Raw genomic sequence first — 15,171 nt, forward strand, 5'->3', positions numbered from 1 at the left:
TCTTTTGGGTTTATTTGTTATATCGTTTTATCCCCTCATGCCATCTTCTCATTCTCCTTGCCAAAAGGAGTGAGAGTAATGAATTTCCAATCAAACATTTCTGCATTTTTAGAGGACAGCTTGTCCTGCCACACGATACCGATTGTGGAGACCTTCACAGTCGATACGCTGACACCCATTCAAATGATAGAGAAGCTCGACAGGGAGATTACATATCTTCTTGAAAGCAAAGATGATACATCCAGTTGGTCAAGATATTCATTTATCGGCCTGAATCCATTTCTTACGCTGAAAGAAGAGCAAAACCGTTTTACAGCTGTTGATCAGGACGGCAGATCTCTCTACACAGGAAATGAACTAAAAAAAGTGCTGAACTGGATGAATGCCACGTACAAAATCAAAACGCCGGATCTGGGTATTCCTTTTGTAGGCGGAGCTGTCGGATACTTAAGCTATGATATGATCCCGCTGATTGAGCCTTCTGTTTCTCCGCATGCAAAAGAAACTGGAATGGAAAAGTGTATGCTGTTTGTTTGCCAGACCATAATTGCGTATGATCATGAAACCAAAAATGTCCACTTTATCCAATATGCGAGACTCAACGGGCAAGAAACAGAAAACGAAAAAATCGATGTGTTTCATCAACATCATCAGGAGCTTCAAGATCTCATTGAAAAAATGATGAATCAAAAACATATAAAAGAGTTGTTTCTATCTGCTGAATCATATCAGACACCCAGCTTTGAAACCGTGTCTTCTAATTATGAAAAATCGGCTTTTATGGCTGATGTAGAGAAAATCAAAGAATATATAAAAGCGGGCGATATTTTTCAAGGCGTTTTGTCACAAAAGTTTGAGGTTCCGATAAAAGCGGAGGCCTTTGAGTTATACCGAGTGCTTAGGATCGTCAATCCTTCTCCGTATATGTATTATATGAAACTCCAGGACAGAGAAATAGTGGGCAGTTCTCCAGAACGGTTAATCCACGTTCAGGACGGGCACTTGGAAATCCATCCGATTGCCGGGACGAGAAAAAGAGGCGCTGACAAAGAGGAAGATGAAAACCTCAAAGTTGAGCTGATGAAGGATGAAAAAGAAAAAGCGGAGCACTACATGCTCGTTGATCTTGCCCGGAACGATGTCGGCAGAGTAGCGGAATATGGATCTGTTTCTGTGCCGGAGTTCACCAAAATCGTCTCTTTTTCGCATGTTATGCACATCATCTCAGTGGTTACAGGCCGATTGAAAAAAGGGGTTCATCCTGTCGATGCACTGATGTCCGCTTTCCCGGCGGGAACGTTAACAGGCGCTCCAAAAATCCGTGCCATGCAGCTTTTGCAAGAGCTTGAGCCAACACCGAGGGAGACATACGGCGGCTGTATCGCTTACATCGGATTTGACGGGAATATCGACTCGTGTATTACGATTCGCACGATGAGTGTAAAGAACGGTGTTGCATCAATACAGGCAGGAGCTGGCATTGTTGCGGATTCTGTTCCGGAAACCGAATATGAAGAAAGCTGCAATAAAGCGGGGGCGCTGCTGAAAACAATTCATATTGCAGAAGACATGTTCCATAGCAAGGAGGATAAAGCCGATGAACAAATTTCTACAATTGTGCGTTGACGGAAAAACACTTACTGCCGATGAGGCTGAAGCGCTGATGACTATGATGATCACCGCGGAAATGGCTCCTTCTGAAATGGGCGGTATATTGTGTCTTCTTGCCCATCGGGGAGAAACGCCAGCAGAGCTTACGGGTTTTATGAAGGCGATGCGGGCGCGCGCTCTTAAAGTCGATGGACTTCCTGATGTGGTTGATACATGCGGAACCGGGGGAGATGGTGTTTCCACTTTTAATATCTCAACGGCATCAGCAATTGTTGCCTCAGCAGCCGGGGCGAAAATCGCAAAGCACGGCAATCGCTCTGTCTCTTCTAAAAGCGGGAGCGCTGATGTATTAGAGGAGTTAGGGGTTTCAATTCAAACCACTCCCGAAAAGGTAAAAAACAGTATTGAAACAAACAATATGGGATTTCTCTTTGCGCCGCTTTATCATTCGTCTATGAAACATGTAGCCGGTACAAGAAAAGAACTAGGTTTTAGAACGGTATTTAATCTGCTCGGACCGCTCAGCAATCCTTTACAGGCGAAACGTCAAGTGATCGGTGTTTATTCCACAGAAAAAGCGGCGCTAATGGCAAGCGCGCTCGAGCCGTTTCAGCCGGAGCACGTCCTGTTTGTATCCGGCCATGACGGTTTAGATGAGCTTTCCATTACAGCACCCACCGACGTGATTGAATTAAAGGACGGGGAACGCCGGGAATACACCGTTTCACCCGAAAATTTCGGTTTCGCAAATGGCAGACTTGAAGAGTTACAGGTGCAGTCACCGAAAGAGAGCGCCTCTCTCATTCAGAATATTTTTGAAAATAAAAGCAGCAGTTCCGCTTTATCTATTACTGCTTTTAATGCAGGCGCTGCGATATACACGGCGGGGATCACCGACTCATTGAAGGAAGGAACCGAGCTCGCGTTAGAGACGATTACAAGCGGAGGCGCAGCCGCGCAGCTCGAACGACTAAAGCAGAAAGAGGAAGAGATCTATGCTTGAAAACATCATCAAACAAAAGAAAGAAGAAGTAAAAACACTGATCCTGCCGGAAGAGCAGTGTTTCGAAAAACGTTCATTTAAAGAGGCGCTGGAACGCCCGAACCGTTTTATCGGGCTGATTGCCGAAGTGAAGAAAGCATCGCCGTCAAAAGGGCTTATTAAAAAGGATTTTGTCCCAGAGCAGATTGCAAAAGACTATGAAACTGCGAAAGCAGATGCGCTTTCCGTTTTAACTGACACCCCGTTTTTTCAAGGGAAAAACAGCTATTTATCAGACGTAAAGCACGCTGTTTCGATTCCTGTACTGAGGAAAGATTTTATTATTGATTCTTTGCAAGTGGAGGAATCAAGAAGAATCGGAGCGGATGCCATATTATTAATCGGTGAGGTGCTTGACCCTTTCCAACTTCATGAACTGTATCTGGAAGCAGGTGAAAAGCAGTTGGACGTGTTAGTGGAGGTTCATGATGCACAAACGCTTGAACATATATTGAAAGTGTTCACACCTGATATTCTTGGCATCAATAATCGAAACCTAAAAACATTTGAAACCTCTATACAACAGACAGAACAAATCGCATCTCTTGTTCCGAAAGAATCACTGCTTGTCAGCGAAAGCGGGATCGGTACTTTAGAACACTTAACTTTTGTCAAAGAACATGGGGCGCGATCTGTGCTGATCGGTGAATCATTGATGAGACAAACATCACAGCAAAAAGCAATCTATGATTTGTTTGGGGAGTGAGGATGTGAAGAAGCCGGCATTAAAATATTGCGGCATACAGTCATTGCAGGATTTGCAGCTTGCAGCGGACTCACAGGCTGATTATCTGGGTTTTATTTTTGCTGAAAGCAAACGAAAAGTATCTCCGCAAGAGGTGAAAAAGTGGCTGGGGCAAGTGCGTGTTGAAAAACAAGTCGCTGGTGTTTTTGTTAATGAGTCGGTAGAGACAATATCCTGTATTGCAAACGAATTGAAACTGGATGTTATTCAGCTTCACGGTGATGAGAAGCCGGCGGATGCCAATGCGCTTCGCATGCTGACAGATTGTGAAATATGGAAGGCGCTTCACCATCATGAAAAGACAACTGAAGAAATAGCACGCTTTAAAGATGATGTGGACGGCTTTGTAATTGATTCATCTGTAATAGGCGCAAGAGGCGGCACTGGTATTGCTTTTTCGTGGGACTGTGTGCCGGAATACAATCAGGCGGCTATTGGCAAACGCTGCTTCATCGCAGGCGGTGTGAACCCGGATACCATTACAGACTTATTGAAATGGCAGCCGGCAGGAATTGACCTTGCCAGCGGAATCGAAAAAAACGGACGAAAAGATCAGAGTCTGATGAGGCTTTTAGAAGAAAGGATGAAACGATATGTATCCATATCCGAATGAAATAGGCAGATACGGTGATTTCGGCGGAAAGTTTGTTCCGGAAACATTGATGCAGCCGTTAGAAGAAATTGAAACCGCATTTAAAGAGATCAAGGATGATCCTGTTTTTCGTAATGAATATTACAAGCTGTTACATGATTATTCCGGAAGGCCGACTGCCCTAACATACGCTGATCGAGTTACTGAATATGTAGGCGGCGCGAAAATCTATTTGAAACGAGAAGATTTAAACCACACAGGTTCTCATAAAATCAATAATGCGTTAGGGCAAGCGCTGCTTGCCAAAAAAATGGGCAAAACGAAAATCATTGCTGAAACAGGTGCCGGGCAGCACGGTGTTGCCGCTGCAACAGTCGCAGCCAAATTCGGCTTTTCCTGTACTGTGTTTATGGGTGAGGAAGACGTTGCCCGCCAGTCTCTAAACGTTTTCCGCATGAAGCTTCTTGGAGCGGAGGTTGTGCCTGTATCAAGCGGAAACGGCACATTGAAGGATGCCACAAATGAGGCGATCCGATACTGGGTTCAGCATTGTGAGGATCATTTTTACATGATTGGATCAGTTGTCGGGCCGCACCCTTATCCGCAAGTCGTCCGTGAATTTCAAAACATGATCGGTGAGGAAGCGAAAGAGCAGCTAAAACGCATTGAGGGTGCTCTGCCTGATAAAGTGGTGGCGTGTGTAGGCGGAGGAAGCAATGCGATGGGCATGTTTCAAGCGTTTTTAGATGAAGACGTTGAACTGATCGGTGCTGAAGCAGCCGGAAAAGGAATGAACACTCCTCTTCATGCCGCTACTATTTCGAAAGGAACCATAGGTGTCATTCACGGTTCATTGACTTATCTCATTCAAGATGAGTTCGGCCAAATCATTGAGCCTTACTCCATTTCAGCAGGACTCGACTATCCAGGGATAGGCCCGGAACACGCACATTTGCATAAGAGCGGACGTGTCACTTATGACAGTATCACAGATGATGAAGCGGTGGATGCATTAAAGCTCTTATCAGAAAAAGAGGGGATTTTGCCGGCAATTGAATCTGCCCATGCATTAGCGAAAGCATTCAAACTCGCCAAAGAAATGGATCGCGATCAAATCATTCTCGTCTGTTTATCAGGACGGGGAGATAAGGATGTTAACACATTGATGAATGTCTTGGAAGAAGAGGTGGAAAAGCATGTTTAAATTAAACCTTCAAGCGCCAGAAAAACTGTTTATCCCGTTTATTACGGCGGGGGACCCATCGCCTGATGTTTCAGTTGAATTGGCGAAATCTCTCCAAAAAGCGGGTGCCACGGCGTTGGAGCTTGGCGTTGCATATTCAGACCCCCTTGCAGACGGTCCGGTGATCCAGCGGGCTTCAAAGCGGGCGCTTGATCATGGAATGAATATCGTAAAGGCAATCGAATTAGGCGGCAAAATGAAAAAAAACGGAGTGAATATTCCGATTATCCTCTTTACGTATTATAATCCTGTGTTACAATTGAACAAAGAACACTTTTTCGCTTTACTGCGGGAAAATCACATTGACGGCCTGCTTGTTCCGGATCTGCCATTAGAAGAAAGCGCCAGCCTTCAAGCGGAATGCAAAAGCCATGGGGTGACGTATATTTCTTTGGTGGCGCCGACAAGCGAAAGCCGTTTGAAAACCATTGTTGAACAAGCCGAGGGCTTCGTCTACTGTGTATCTTCTCTAGGTGTGACCGGTGTCCGCAATGAGTTCAATTCATCCGTATACCCGTTCATTCGGACAGTAAAGGATCTCAGCACGATTCCGGTTGCTGTAGGGTTCGGCATATCGAACCGTGAACAGGTCATGAAGATGAATGAAATTTGTGACGGTGTCGTAGTAGGAAGTGCGCTCGTCAGAAAAATAGAAGAAGTAAAGGACCGGCTCATCAGCGCTGAAACGAGAGATCAAGCGCTGCAGGAGTTTGAAGATTACGCAACGGCGTTTGGCGGCTTGTACAGTTTAAAATGAGGTGACTGGATTTGCGTATCAAAGAACATTTAAAACAGCTGAAGCCTTATCAGCCTGGAAAGCCGATAGAAGCAGTGAAATCAGAATATGGCTTGGATAAAGTCGTGAAGCTTGCTTCAAACGAGAATCCGTACGGCTGTTCAGAAGCGGCAAAAGAGGCGCTTCATCATGAGATTCAACAGCTTGCCCTTTATCCGGATGGTTATAGCGCCGCGTTGCGGACAAGGCTCAGTGAGCACCTCAATGTCAGCGAGACATCACTTATTTTCGGAAACGGTTCAGATGAAATCATTCAGATCATCTGTCGGGCATTTTTAAACGATAAATCCAACACGATTACTGCTGCTCCGACTTTTCCGCAATATAAACATAATGCGGTCATTGAAGGTGCTGAAGTTCGTGAAATCGCACTTCGCCCTGACGGATCCCATCATTTAGACGCTATGCTTGAAGCGATTGATGAACAGACACAAGTCGTTTGGATATGCAGCCCGAATAACCCGACTGGCACATATACATCAGAAGGAGAGTTACTCGCTTTTCTGGAGCGCGTGCCTCCCCGTGTCCTCGTTGTTCTTGACGAAGCATATTATGAATATGTAACAGCAGAGGATTACCCGGAAACTGTCCCGCTCCTAAAGAAGTATACCAATTTAATGATATTGCGCACATTTTCAAAGGCTTACGGGCTGGCGGCACTCAGAGTCGGATACGGAATTGCCGATGAGAACCTGATTCGCCTGATTGAGCCGGCAAGAGAGCCGTTTAACACGAGCCGTCTAGGCCAGGCTGCAGCGATCGCAGCGCTTGATGACCAAGCGTTTATCGCGTCCTGTGTCGAGCAAAATAAAGCAGGCCTTCAGCAATATTATGATTTTGCTCAGACTCATGGTTTAAAGTGCTACCCTTCAGAGACAAATTTTGTGTTGATTGACTGTAACCGTCCTTCCGATGATCTGTTTCAGGCTCTTCTGGAAAAAGGCTATATTGTGCGGTCAGGAAATGCATTAGGTTTCCCGACATCACTCCGGATTACGATCGGTACAAAAGAGCAAAATGAAGAAATTCTAGCCATTTTAGCTGAAATTTTATAAGAGGTGATCAGATATCACCTCTTTAGTCTATAAACCAGGTGATGACGTATGAATCGAATGAAAGACACAATATTGCTCGCCGGTCTCGGATTGATAGGCGGTTCGATTGCGTTAGCGATCAAAAAAAAGCATCCCGGCAAACGGATTATCGGAATCGATATTTCTGATGAACAGGTGGTTGCCGCTTTTAAATTAGGTGTGATTGATGAGCGTGCTGATTCATTTATTGATGGTGCGAAAGAGGCAGCTACAGTGATCATTGCGACACCTGTCGCGCAAACGCTGTTTATGCTTGATGAACTGGCTCATTCAGGTATTGAACATGAGCTTTTAATTACTGACGTAGGAAGCACAAAACAAAAAGTGGTTCATTATGCTGATCAAGTGCTGCCTACTAGATACCAATTTGTCGGAGGACATCCTATGGCAGGGTCACACAAATCAGGAGTGGCCGCTGCGAAGGAGTTCCTGTTTGAAAATGCATTTTATATTTTAACGCCAGGGGATAAAACGGAAAGACAAGCGGTAGAACAGTTGAAAAATCTGCTGAAGGGGACAAATGCCCATTTTGTAGAAATGTCACCTGAAGAGCATGATGGCGTTACAAGCATGATCAGTCATTTTCCGCATATTGTCGCAGCAAGTCTCGTTCACCAAACCCATCAGTCGGAAAAACTCTATCCGTTTGTTAAGCGTTTTGCTGCCGGCGGGTTCAGGGACATTACGAGGATTGCATCAAGCAGCCCGGCAATGTGGCGGGATATTCTATTACATAATAAAGATAAAATCTTGGACCGTTTTGATGAGTGGATGCGTGAAATCGAGACGATCCGGACATATGTAGAACATGAAGATGCGGAAAATCTATTTCAATATTTTAAAAACGCTAAGGATTATCGCGACGGGCTGCCGCTTCGGCAAAAGGGCGCAATTCCTGCATTTTACGATTTATACGTGGATGTTCCCGATCATCCGGGTGTGATTTCCGAGATAACGGCAATCTTAGCTGCGGAGCGCATCAGCATCACGAATATCCGCATTATTGAAACAAGAGAAGACATTAATGGGATTTTAAGAATCAGTTTTCAGTCTGATGATGACCGCAAACGGGCTGAACAATGCATTGAAGCCCGGGCGGAATATGAAACTTTTTATGCTGATTGAGGTGGAAAATATGAAAAGAGACAAGGTGCAGGCTTTAAACGGAGAAATACACATTCCAGGTGATAAATCCATTTCTCACCGCTCCGTCATGTTTGGCGCGCTGGCGAAAGGCACAACAACAGTTAAAAACTTTCTGCCTGGAGCGGATTGTCTGAGCACGATCGATTGTTTTAGAAAAATGGGTGTTCAAATCGAGCAAAACGGCAGCGATGTAGTGATTCACGGAAAAGGTATCGATTCCCTAAGCGAACCGGAAAGCCTTTTAGATGTCGGGAATTCAGGCACAACGATTCGCCTGATGCTCGGCATTTTGGCGGGCCGCCCATTTTACAGCGCGGTAGCTGGAGATGAAAGTATTGCCAAGCGCCCGATGAAACGTGTAACTGAGCCTTTGAAACAAATGGGGGCTAAAATCGACGGCAGATCTGGCGGGGAATTTACACCGCTGTCAGTAAGCGGCTCTTCTTTAAAAGGGATTGATTTTGTCTCGCCTGTTGCAAGCGCACAAATTAAATCGGCTGTTTTGTTGGCCGGATTACAGGCTGAGGGTACAACAACCGTCACAGAGCCTCATAAATCTCGGGACCACACTGAGCGGATGCTATCTGCTTTTGGAGTTAATCTATCTGAAGATCAAACGAGTGTTTCCATTTCTGGAGGCCAGAAACTGACAGCAACAGATATTTTTGTTCCCGGAGACATTTCTTCAGCGGCGTTTTTCCTTGCTGCGGGTGCAATGGTTCCGAACAGCAGCATAGTACTGAAAAACGTAGGGTTAAATCCGACTCGGACGGGTATCATTGACGTCCTTGAAAACATGGGGGCAAAACTTGAAATCAAACCGTCTGCGGACAGCAGTGCAGAGCCTTACGGAGATTTAATCATAGAAACATCATCTCTAAAAGCGGTTGAAATCGGAGGAGATATCATTCCGCGTTTAATTGATGAAATCCCTATCATCGCGCTTCTTGCGACTCAGGCGGAAGGAACCACCGTTATTAAGGACGCGGCAGAGCTTAAAGTAAAAGAAACAAACCGCATCGACACTGTGGTTTCCGAGCTTCGTAAGCTGGGTGCTGAGATTGAACCGACAGCAGATGGAATGAAGGTTCATGGCAGACAAACCCTGAAAGGCGGCGCCACAGTGTCAAGCCATGGAGACCATCGGATCGGAATGATGCTTGGCGTCGCTTCCTGTATAACGGAGGAGCCGATTGAAATCGAGCAGACAGATGCCATTCATGTCTCTTATCCAACCTTCTTCGAGCATTTAACGATGCTTTCAAACAAATCCTGAAGTTCTTGCTTCAGGATTTTTTGTGCGGATTGACTGTAAGAATCATAATTCAAGGGAAAAAAACATAGCTTGTCTTAAAGAGGGAAAAGAAAAACGAAAAGGGGGGATTTGCTTTACTTACAAGCCGGCAGGTCAGAGAACTGCTTTCCTGTACAGAGGGCAATCTTCCTTTTTTGATTTTCTATCGCAAGATCTTTTGGTAAACTAATAAGACTCAATCATTCCCTGCCGTACAATAAGCATCTTATTTGCCGGGTGACTTCGTCTGAATTATGATAAGGTTAACCCGAACAAATAAAGTGTTTTGTATGGTTGATGTTGTAAAGGAAAAGAAAGGACCGGTCCGATTTGAATACATTGATTCAAGAAGCCATAAAATTAGTTGAAGCAGGTGAAACAGAAAAAGGCCTCAACACGCTCTCGAAAGCCGAAAAACAGCTCCATGATGAAGAAAAAGCCATCGCAGCCCAGCTGTATTACGAGTGGGGCAATGTAGAAAAAGCGATTTCACTCATCAGTGACTTACATGATTTATATCCAAATGAAACAGAACTGACGAATTTTTATGCTGAACTTTTAATAGATATTGACGAAGAAGAAAAAGCTCTTGCTGTGCTGGAAACGATTCCGGAAACAGATCCATCATACCCGGAAAGTTTGCTGCTCATGGCGGATCTTTATCAGATGCAGGGGTTATTTGAAGTCAGTGAACAAAAGCTTTTACAAGCAAAGTCCATTCTGGCTAATGAACCCGTCATTGATTTTGCACTGGGTGAACTTTACTTTACTCAGGGAGCCTATGCAAAAGCGGTTCACTATTTTAAAACAACGGCTGAGGAGCAGAGTGAGATCGGGGGCGTTAATGTCCATCAAAGATTGGCAGAATCGCTAAGTTCCTCAGGTGAATTTGAGGATGCCATTCCATGGTACGAGAAAGCTGCTGATGAGAATCCTGATCCTAATACAATTTTCGGCTATGGGTTTACAGCGTTACAGGCTGGGTTTGTTAAAACAGCGATTAAACAGCTGTCTGATTTGAAGGGGTTAGATCCGTCTTATTCTTCACTTTATATGCCGCTTTCGAAAAGCTATGAGGCTGAAGGAATGTATGAAGAGGCATTAAAAACGGCAAAAGAGGGTATCAGATATGATGAATACAACAAAGAACTTTTCCTCTATGCTGCAAAAATGGCCTTGAAAGTCGGGAAGTCAGAAGATGGGAAAAAACTGCTTCAGGAGGCGCTTGCGCTTGATCCGGGCTTCGTCGAAGCACTTCATACACTTCTTGCCGTGTATCATAAAGAAGAGGATTTTGAACAAATCATTGATCTTATTCAAGAGGTGCGCGGCTACGGAGAAGAAGATCCGAAATACAACTGGTATCTTGCAAGCGCGTATACCGAATTGGAGCAGTACGAGAAAGCAAAACAATCCTTTGAGGCTGCCTTTCTTCACTATCGGGAGGACAGAGATTTCTTAGATGAATACGGAAGCTTCTTGTTAGAAGAAGGCCTTCAAAAAGAAGCGCTGCCGCTTTTGAAAAAGGTTCTTGAAATTGATGGAACCAATGAAGAGCTTGAGGAAACGATTTTGCGAATCGAAGATGAATTTTCTAGATAAGCAGGAATGTTCACCATTCATGTGGAACATATAAGTATATAGATTATACGAACGATAGAGGAGGGAATTACATGCAGACCCCTGTTTCTGTCAATGAGAAAAAAGATTTTATCCGTTGGTTTTTAAACCATTATCAGTTAAAGCGCCGAGAGTGCGTTTGGATCTTGAACTACTTAATGAGCCATGATTCTCTCATGGAGAAGGTTCATTTTGTAGAGCAGGCAGAATTTTGCCCGAGAGGCATTATAATGTCAACACATTGTGTTGAAGAAGTTCCGTTTCGGTTCTATAAAGAGAGTGTCATGACAACCGACGCGGAAAAATCTTTTCATGATATTAGATTAAATAAACAGCAGGATTTGTTTATCCAGCTTAATTTCCGTTCAGCTTACAGCTCACCTGAGTATGCGGCGGTGCTGGAGTCCAATCCGCATATTCCGAAGGATCTGTTTGGGAACAAAAAAGATCAGGGGTTGGCTGAACAAATTTTGGAGCACGCTATTTCTACGTTCCAAAGAGAAAAATTATTAAAAGATATTGACGACGCGCTCGATCGTCATGATAAAGAAGCATTTGAACAATTATCGCGCCAATTGAATCAGCTCACATAATATGACCAGCCTTGCAGCGTATTGCAAGGCTTGTTGTCGTAAAGGGGGAGAACGATGAGGTGGAGAATCACTGATGCCAAGGACTATTTACAAGCTAAAGATTACATTGACACCGCTGTCATTCCACTAATTAACATAAGGGTAGGCGTTCATTTCAAAATGGCGGCCGAAAAAGGCGAATTCACGCAGCTTCTGTCAGAAGAACTGGAAAGGCAGTTAAAGGGACGGGTATATTTATTGCCCCCTTATACATATGTTGATAGAAATGAAAAAACCGTTCAAGGGCTTCAGGAGTTGCGGGAAGAGCTCTTATCAGAATTCCCGCATGTTGTGCTGCTCACGTCTGACGAAAATTGGAAAAGTGAGAATGCATTAGGCAACATCATTGTCACACCGTCTGTTCCGCTAGAACATTTGAAGGACTCTTTAAAAAGAAAAATATTAGATGAACGCACTGCTGAAATTTTGAACGTTTTGTTACAGATGTGGAGCGTTTCATAAAAACACTTACATTTCCTTATGAACAATATTTTGGCTATATTGACCTTGCTGAGAGATTCATATATTATGAGGGTGTCTAGAGTTATTGCAATATTTTCTATTTTAGTCAGTTTGCAGGGGTGACCTAGAGGGGGGAGAAAAGATGGGCGGAAAACATGATATATCCAGACGTCAATTTTTAAATTATACGCTTACGGGCGTAGGGGGTTTTATGGCGGCTAGTATGCTCATGCCTATGGTTCGCTTTGCACTCGACCCGGTATTAAAATCGACAGGAAAGCAAGACATGGTTCAGGTTGTCAGCGTAGATGAGCTGACAAAAGAGCCGCAGCGTTTTGATTTCAAAATTAATCAAGTCGATGCCTGGTATGAGTCAGAAGAGTCAAGATCAGCCTGGGTCTTTAAAAACGGGGACGAAATTGTAGCGCTATCGCCGATTTGTAAACATTTAGGATGTACGGTGAACTGGAATAGCGATCCTAAAAATCCGAATAAATTCTTTTGTCCATGCCATTACGGACTCTATGAAAAGGACGGCACCAATGTCCCGGGCACGCCGCCGCTTGCGCCTCTTGATCATTATGAGCAAGAAGTAAAAGACGGCTTCCTGTATCTTGGAAAAGCAAAGCCTAAGGGGGAAGGGTGACATGCTGAACAAAATTTATGACTGGGTAGATGAGCGGCTTGATATTACACCGATGTGGAGGGATATTGCTGATCACGAAGTACCGGAACATGTGAATCCCGCCCATCATTTCTCTGCGTTTGTGTATTGCTTTGGGGGACTGACGTTTTTTGTAACCGTTATCCAAGTGTTATCTGGAATGTTTTTAACCATGTACTATGTGCCTGATATTAAAAATGCCTGGGAATCGGTATATTATTTGCAAAATGAAGTGGCATTCGGCCAGATTGTCAGGGGAATGCACCACTGGGGTGCGAGTCTTGTCATTGTGATGATGTTTTTACATACACTGAGGGTCTTTTTCCAAGGGGCTTATAAAAAGCCGCGCGAGCTGAACTGGATTGTCGGTGTGCTGATCTTTTTTGTCATGCTCGGACTTGGCTTTACAGGCTATTTGCTTCCGTGGGACATGAAGGCTTTGTTTGCAACAAAAGTCGGGCTGCAGATCGCTGAAGCCACGCCTTTGATCGGGACGCAGGTCAAAACACTCCTTGCGGGGCACCCGGATATTGTAGGCGCCCAAACGCTGACTAGGTTTTTTGCGATCCATGTATTCTTTCTTCCTGCCGCATTGTTCGGGCTGATGGCCGCACACTTTATTATGATCCGGAAGCAGGGGATTTCAGGACCGCTTTAAACTGTTGATCTGCGAATAAAAGGGAGGGGATGACATGCACCGGGGCAAAGGGATGAAATTTGTAGGCGATTCAAGGATACCGGCTGAAAAAAAACCGAATATACCGAAGGATTATTCGGAGTATCCCGGTAAAACAGAGGCTTTCTGGCCAAATTTCTTGTTGAAGGAATGGATGGTTGGAGCTGTCTTTCTCATCGGTTTTCTTGTTTTGACAATTGTGCATCAGCCGCCTTTGGAGCGGATGGCGGACCCGACTGATACGGGTTATATTCCGCTGCCGGATTGGTATTTTCTTTTCTTATACCAGCTGTTGAAATATGAATACGCCGCTGGAAGCTTTACAGTGGTCGGCGCCATGATTATGCCGGGACTCGCTTTCGGCGCCCTGCTTTTGGCGCCATTTCTTGACAGAGGAACGGAAAGAAGGCCATGGAAACGTCCTGTTGCTGTCGGTATGATGCTTCTGGCCATTTCTGCTGCTGTATTTTTGACATGGCAGTCAGTCGCGACTCATGACTGGGCCAAGGCCGAAGAACAGGGAAAAATCACAAAAGAAGCCGACATTGACACCAATGCAGAAGGATATAAGATTTTTAAGGAGCAGGGCTGTATTTCTTGCCATGGGGATAACCTTCAAGGGGGAGCGGCCGGGCCTTCATTGGTGGACACTGGACTGAAACCGGAAGAAATCAAAAAAATCGCTGTTGATGGGAAAGGCCAAATGCCGGCGGGTGTGTTTAAAGGGAATGATAAGCAGCTCGAAGAACTTGCGAAATTCATTTCGGAAACAACCGCTAAATAACATATTGTGAATTGTCAAATGGAAGGATATACTTTTACTATCAGAAGCTGACCGGGCGTCAGCTTTTTTATATGGACACATTATTTTTTACAGACTGAGAGTTGATATGATGTGAAATGGTTTCAATATGTATTAGGACAGCGACCGCTGCTGATTCTTGTCTTAGCCATTAATTTTCTGGGGACGGTTTACGGGTACTATTGGTACTTGCCGCAGCTTATGGAAACACCGGCCCGTTTCTTGATTTTTGTTCCGGACAGTCCGACGGCAACGTTTTTCTTTCTGTTTGTGCTGCTCGCCTTTATCATGAAACGGAACGCCCCGCTCTTTGAGGCGCTTGCGCTAGTCACCCTCGTCAAGTACGGCCTATGGGCGGTCGCGATGAATCTTCTTGTACTGGCTGTAACAGGTGACTTGCCGTGGGAGGGTTATATGCTGATTGCCTCGCATTTTGCCATGGCAGTCCAGGGCGTGTTGTACAGCCCGTATTATCGCTTTTCTTTTTGGCATCTTGCAATTGCTGCAGTCTGGACGCTGCATAACGATGTCATTGATTACTTATTTGACATGATGCCTCAATACTCTATGCTTTCTGATTATATGACAGATATAGGATACGGAACATTTTGGCTGAGCATCTTCTCAATCGGGCTGGCTTACTTTTTAGTGGTTTCGAAAAAGCAAAGAAAGCTTGAGCTGATGTAAAGACAATGTTGGTCTATCCTTGTCCCTTTCTTCATAATCTGTAAGGAGAGAGAGTGGGAGGGACC

The 15,171-nt window shown here is 44.7% G+C and carries 16 protein-coding genes; all 16 read left to right on the forward strand.

All coding sequences use genetic code 11. The features are described 5' to 3' along the window. Positions 1-78 precede the first annotated feature (78 nt). The 16 genes from trpE (at position 79) to lhaT (ending at position 15,106) form a co-directional block, all read left to right on the forward strand. Entirely contained in the window at positions 79-1,626 is a 1,548-nt protein-coding gene (trpE, locus tag BV11031_RS06660) for an anthranilate synthase component I (protein WP_010330514.1), read from the forward strand. Beyond that, positions 1,598-2,614 (forward strand): anthranilate phosphoribosyltransferase, encoded by a 1,017-nt coding sequence (gene trpD / locus BV11031_RS06665; protein ID WP_010330515.1) that lies wholly within the window; start codon positions 1,598-1,600, stop codon positions 2,612-2,614. The genes trpE and trpD overlap by 29 nt, the downstream gene beginning before the upstream one ends. Further along, complete coding sequence (trpC, locus tag BV11031_RS06670) at positions 2,607-3,359, forward strand: indole-3-glycerol phosphate synthase TrpC (RefSeq protein ID WP_010330516.1); 753 nt, start codon at positions 2,607-2,609, stop codon at positions 3,357-3,359. The genes trpD and trpC overlap by 8 nt, the downstream gene beginning before the upstream one ends. Positions 3,360-3,363: 4 nt before the next feature. Further along, entirely contained in the window at positions 3,364-4,011 is a 648-nt protein-coding gene (locus tag BV11031_RS06675; RefSeq protein WP_010330517.1) for a phosphoribosylanthranilate isomerase, read from the forward strand. Then, positions 3,992-5,194: a tryptophan synthase subunit beta gene (gene trpB, locus BV11031_RS06680; RefSeq protein ID WP_010330518.1), complete on the forward strand. Its 1,203-nt coding sequence runs from the start codon at positions 3,992-3,994 to the stop codon at positions 5,192-5,194. Before BV11031_RS06675 ends, trpB begins: the two co-directional genes overlap by 20 nt. Then, positions 5,187-5,990 (forward strand): tryptophan synthase subunit alpha, encoded by an 804-nt coding sequence (trpA, locus tag BV11031_RS06685; protein WP_010330519.1) that lies wholly within the window; start codon positions 5,187-5,189, stop codon positions 5,988-5,990. The genes trpB and trpA overlap by 8 nt, the downstream gene beginning before the upstream one ends. 11 nt (positions 5,991-6,001) lie before the next feature. Further along, positions 6,002-7,084, forward strand: a complete 1,083-nt coding sequence (gene hisC, locus BV11031_RS06690) for a histidinol-phosphate transaminase (RefSeq protein ID WP_010330520.1) — start codon at positions 6,002-6,004, stop codon at positions 7,082-7,084. 48 nt (positions 7,085-7,132) lie between these two features. Further along, a complete protein-coding gene (locus BV11031_RS06695; RefSeq protein WP_026014531.1) occupies positions 7,133-8,248 on the forward strand; it encodes a prephenate dehydrogenase in 1,116 nt (371 codons plus the stop codon). Between the two features lie 10 nt (positions 8,249-8,258). Further along, entirely contained in the window at positions 8,259-9,545 is a 1,287-nt protein-coding gene (gene aroA / locus BV11031_RS06700; RefSeq protein WP_010330522.1) for a 3-phosphoshikimate 1-carboxyvinyltransferase, read from the forward strand. A 348-nt stretch (positions 9,546-9,893) separates the two neighbouring features. Beyond that, a complete protein-coding gene (locus BV11031_RS06705; protein ID WP_010330523.1) occupies positions 9,894-11,165 on the forward strand; it encodes a tetratricopeptide repeat protein in 1,272 nt (423 codons plus the stop codon). Positions 11,166-11,236: 71 nt separating this feature from the next. Continuing rightward, positions 11,237-11,776, forward strand: a complete 540-nt coding sequence (locus BV11031_RS06710) for a ReoY family proteolytic degradation factor (protein ID WP_010330524.1) — start codon at positions 11,237-11,239, stop codon at positions 11,774-11,776. Between the two features lie 54 nt (positions 11,777-11,830). Continuing rightward, positions 11,831-12,277, forward strand: a complete 447-nt coding sequence (locus BV11031_RS06715) for a YpiF family protein (protein WP_010330525.1) — start codon at positions 11,831-11,833, stop codon at positions 12,275-12,277. A 142-nt stretch (positions 12,278-12,419) separates the two neighbouring features. Further along, positions 12,420-12,923, forward strand: coding sequence for a Rieske (2Fe-2S) protein (locus tag BV11031_RS06720; RefSeq protein WP_003230627.1), 504 nt, complete (start codon positions 12,420-12,422; stop codon positions 12,921-12,923). Between the two features lies 1 nt (position 12,924). Further along, positions 12,925-13,599, forward strand: a complete 675-nt coding sequence (qcrB, locus tag BV11031_RS06725) for a menaquinol-cytochrome c reductase cytochrome b subunit (RefSeq protein WP_003225560.1) — start codon at positions 12,925-12,927, stop codon at positions 13,597-13,599. A 34-nt stretch (positions 13,600-13,633) separates the two neighbouring features. Continuing rightward, positions 13,634-14,401: a menaquinol-cytochrome c reductase cytochrome b/c subunit gene (locus tag BV11031_RS06730; RefSeq protein WP_010330526.1), complete on the forward strand. Its 768-nt coding sequence runs from the start codon at positions 13,634-13,636 to the stop codon at positions 14,399-14,401. 111 nt (positions 14,402-14,512) lie between these two features. Beyond that, complete coding sequence (gene lhaT / locus BV11031_RS06735) at positions 14,513-15,106, forward strand: lipoprotein heptaprenylglyceryl N-acetyltransferase LhaT (protein ID WP_010330527.1); 594 nt, start codon at positions 14,513-14,515, stop codon at positions 15,104-15,106. Positions 15,107-15,171: the final 65 nt, after the last annotated feature.

Source organism: Bacillus vallismortis, from assembly GCF_004116955.1.
Taxonomy (GTDB): Bacteria; Bacillota; Bacilli; order Bacillales; family Bacillaceae; genus Bacillus; species Bacillus vallismortis.

Excerpts from the sequence above, each read along its gene's own strand:
- trpC (WP_010330516.1), top strand. The coding sequence starts at position 2,607 with ATGCTTGAAAACATCATCAAACAAAAGAAAGAAGAAGTAAAAACACTG.
- qcrB (WP_003225560.1), top strand. The coding sequence starts at position 12,925 with ATGCTGAACAAAATTTATGACTGGGTAGATGAGCGGCTTGATATTACA.
- BV11031_RS06730 (WP_010330526.1), top strand. The coding sequence starts at position 13,634 with ATGCACCGGGGCAAAGGGATGAAATTTGTAGGCGATTCAAGGATACCG.
- BV11031_RS06710 (WP_010330524.1), top strand. The coding sequence starts at position 11,237 with ATGCAGACCCCTGTTTCTGTCAATGAGAAAAAAGATTTTATCCGTTGG.
- trpB (WP_010330518.1), top strand. The coding sequence starts at position 3,992 with ATGTATCCATATCCGAATGAAATAGGCAGATACGGTGATTTCGGCGGA.
- BV11031_RS06695 (WP_026014531.1), top strand. The coding sequence starts at position 7,133 with ATGAATCGAATGAAAGACACAATATTGCTCGCCGGTCTCGGATTGATA.
- BV11031_RS06720 (WP_003230627.1), top strand. The coding sequence starts at position 12,420 with ATGGGCGGAAAACATGATATATCCAGACGTCAATTTTTAAATTATACG.
- trpD (WP_010330515.1), top strand. The coding sequence starts at position 1,598 with ATGAACAAATTTCTACAATTGTGCGTTGACGGAAAAACACTTACTGCC.
- trpE (WP_010330514.1), top strand. The coding sequence starts at position 79 with ATGAATTTCCAATCAAACATTTCTGCATTTTTAGAGGACAGCTTGTCC.
- BV11031_RS06715 (WP_010330525.1), top strand. The coding sequence starts at position 11,831 with ATGAGGTGGAGAATCACTGATGCCAAGGACTATTTACAAGCTAAAGAT.
- trpA (WP_010330519.1), top strand. The coding sequence starts at position 5,187 with ATGTTTAAATTAAACCTTCAAGCGCCAGAAAAACTGTTTATCCCGTTT.
- aroA (WP_010330522.1), top strand. The coding sequence starts at position 8,259 with ATGAAAAGAGACAAGGTGCAGGCTTTAAACGGAGAAATACACATTCCA.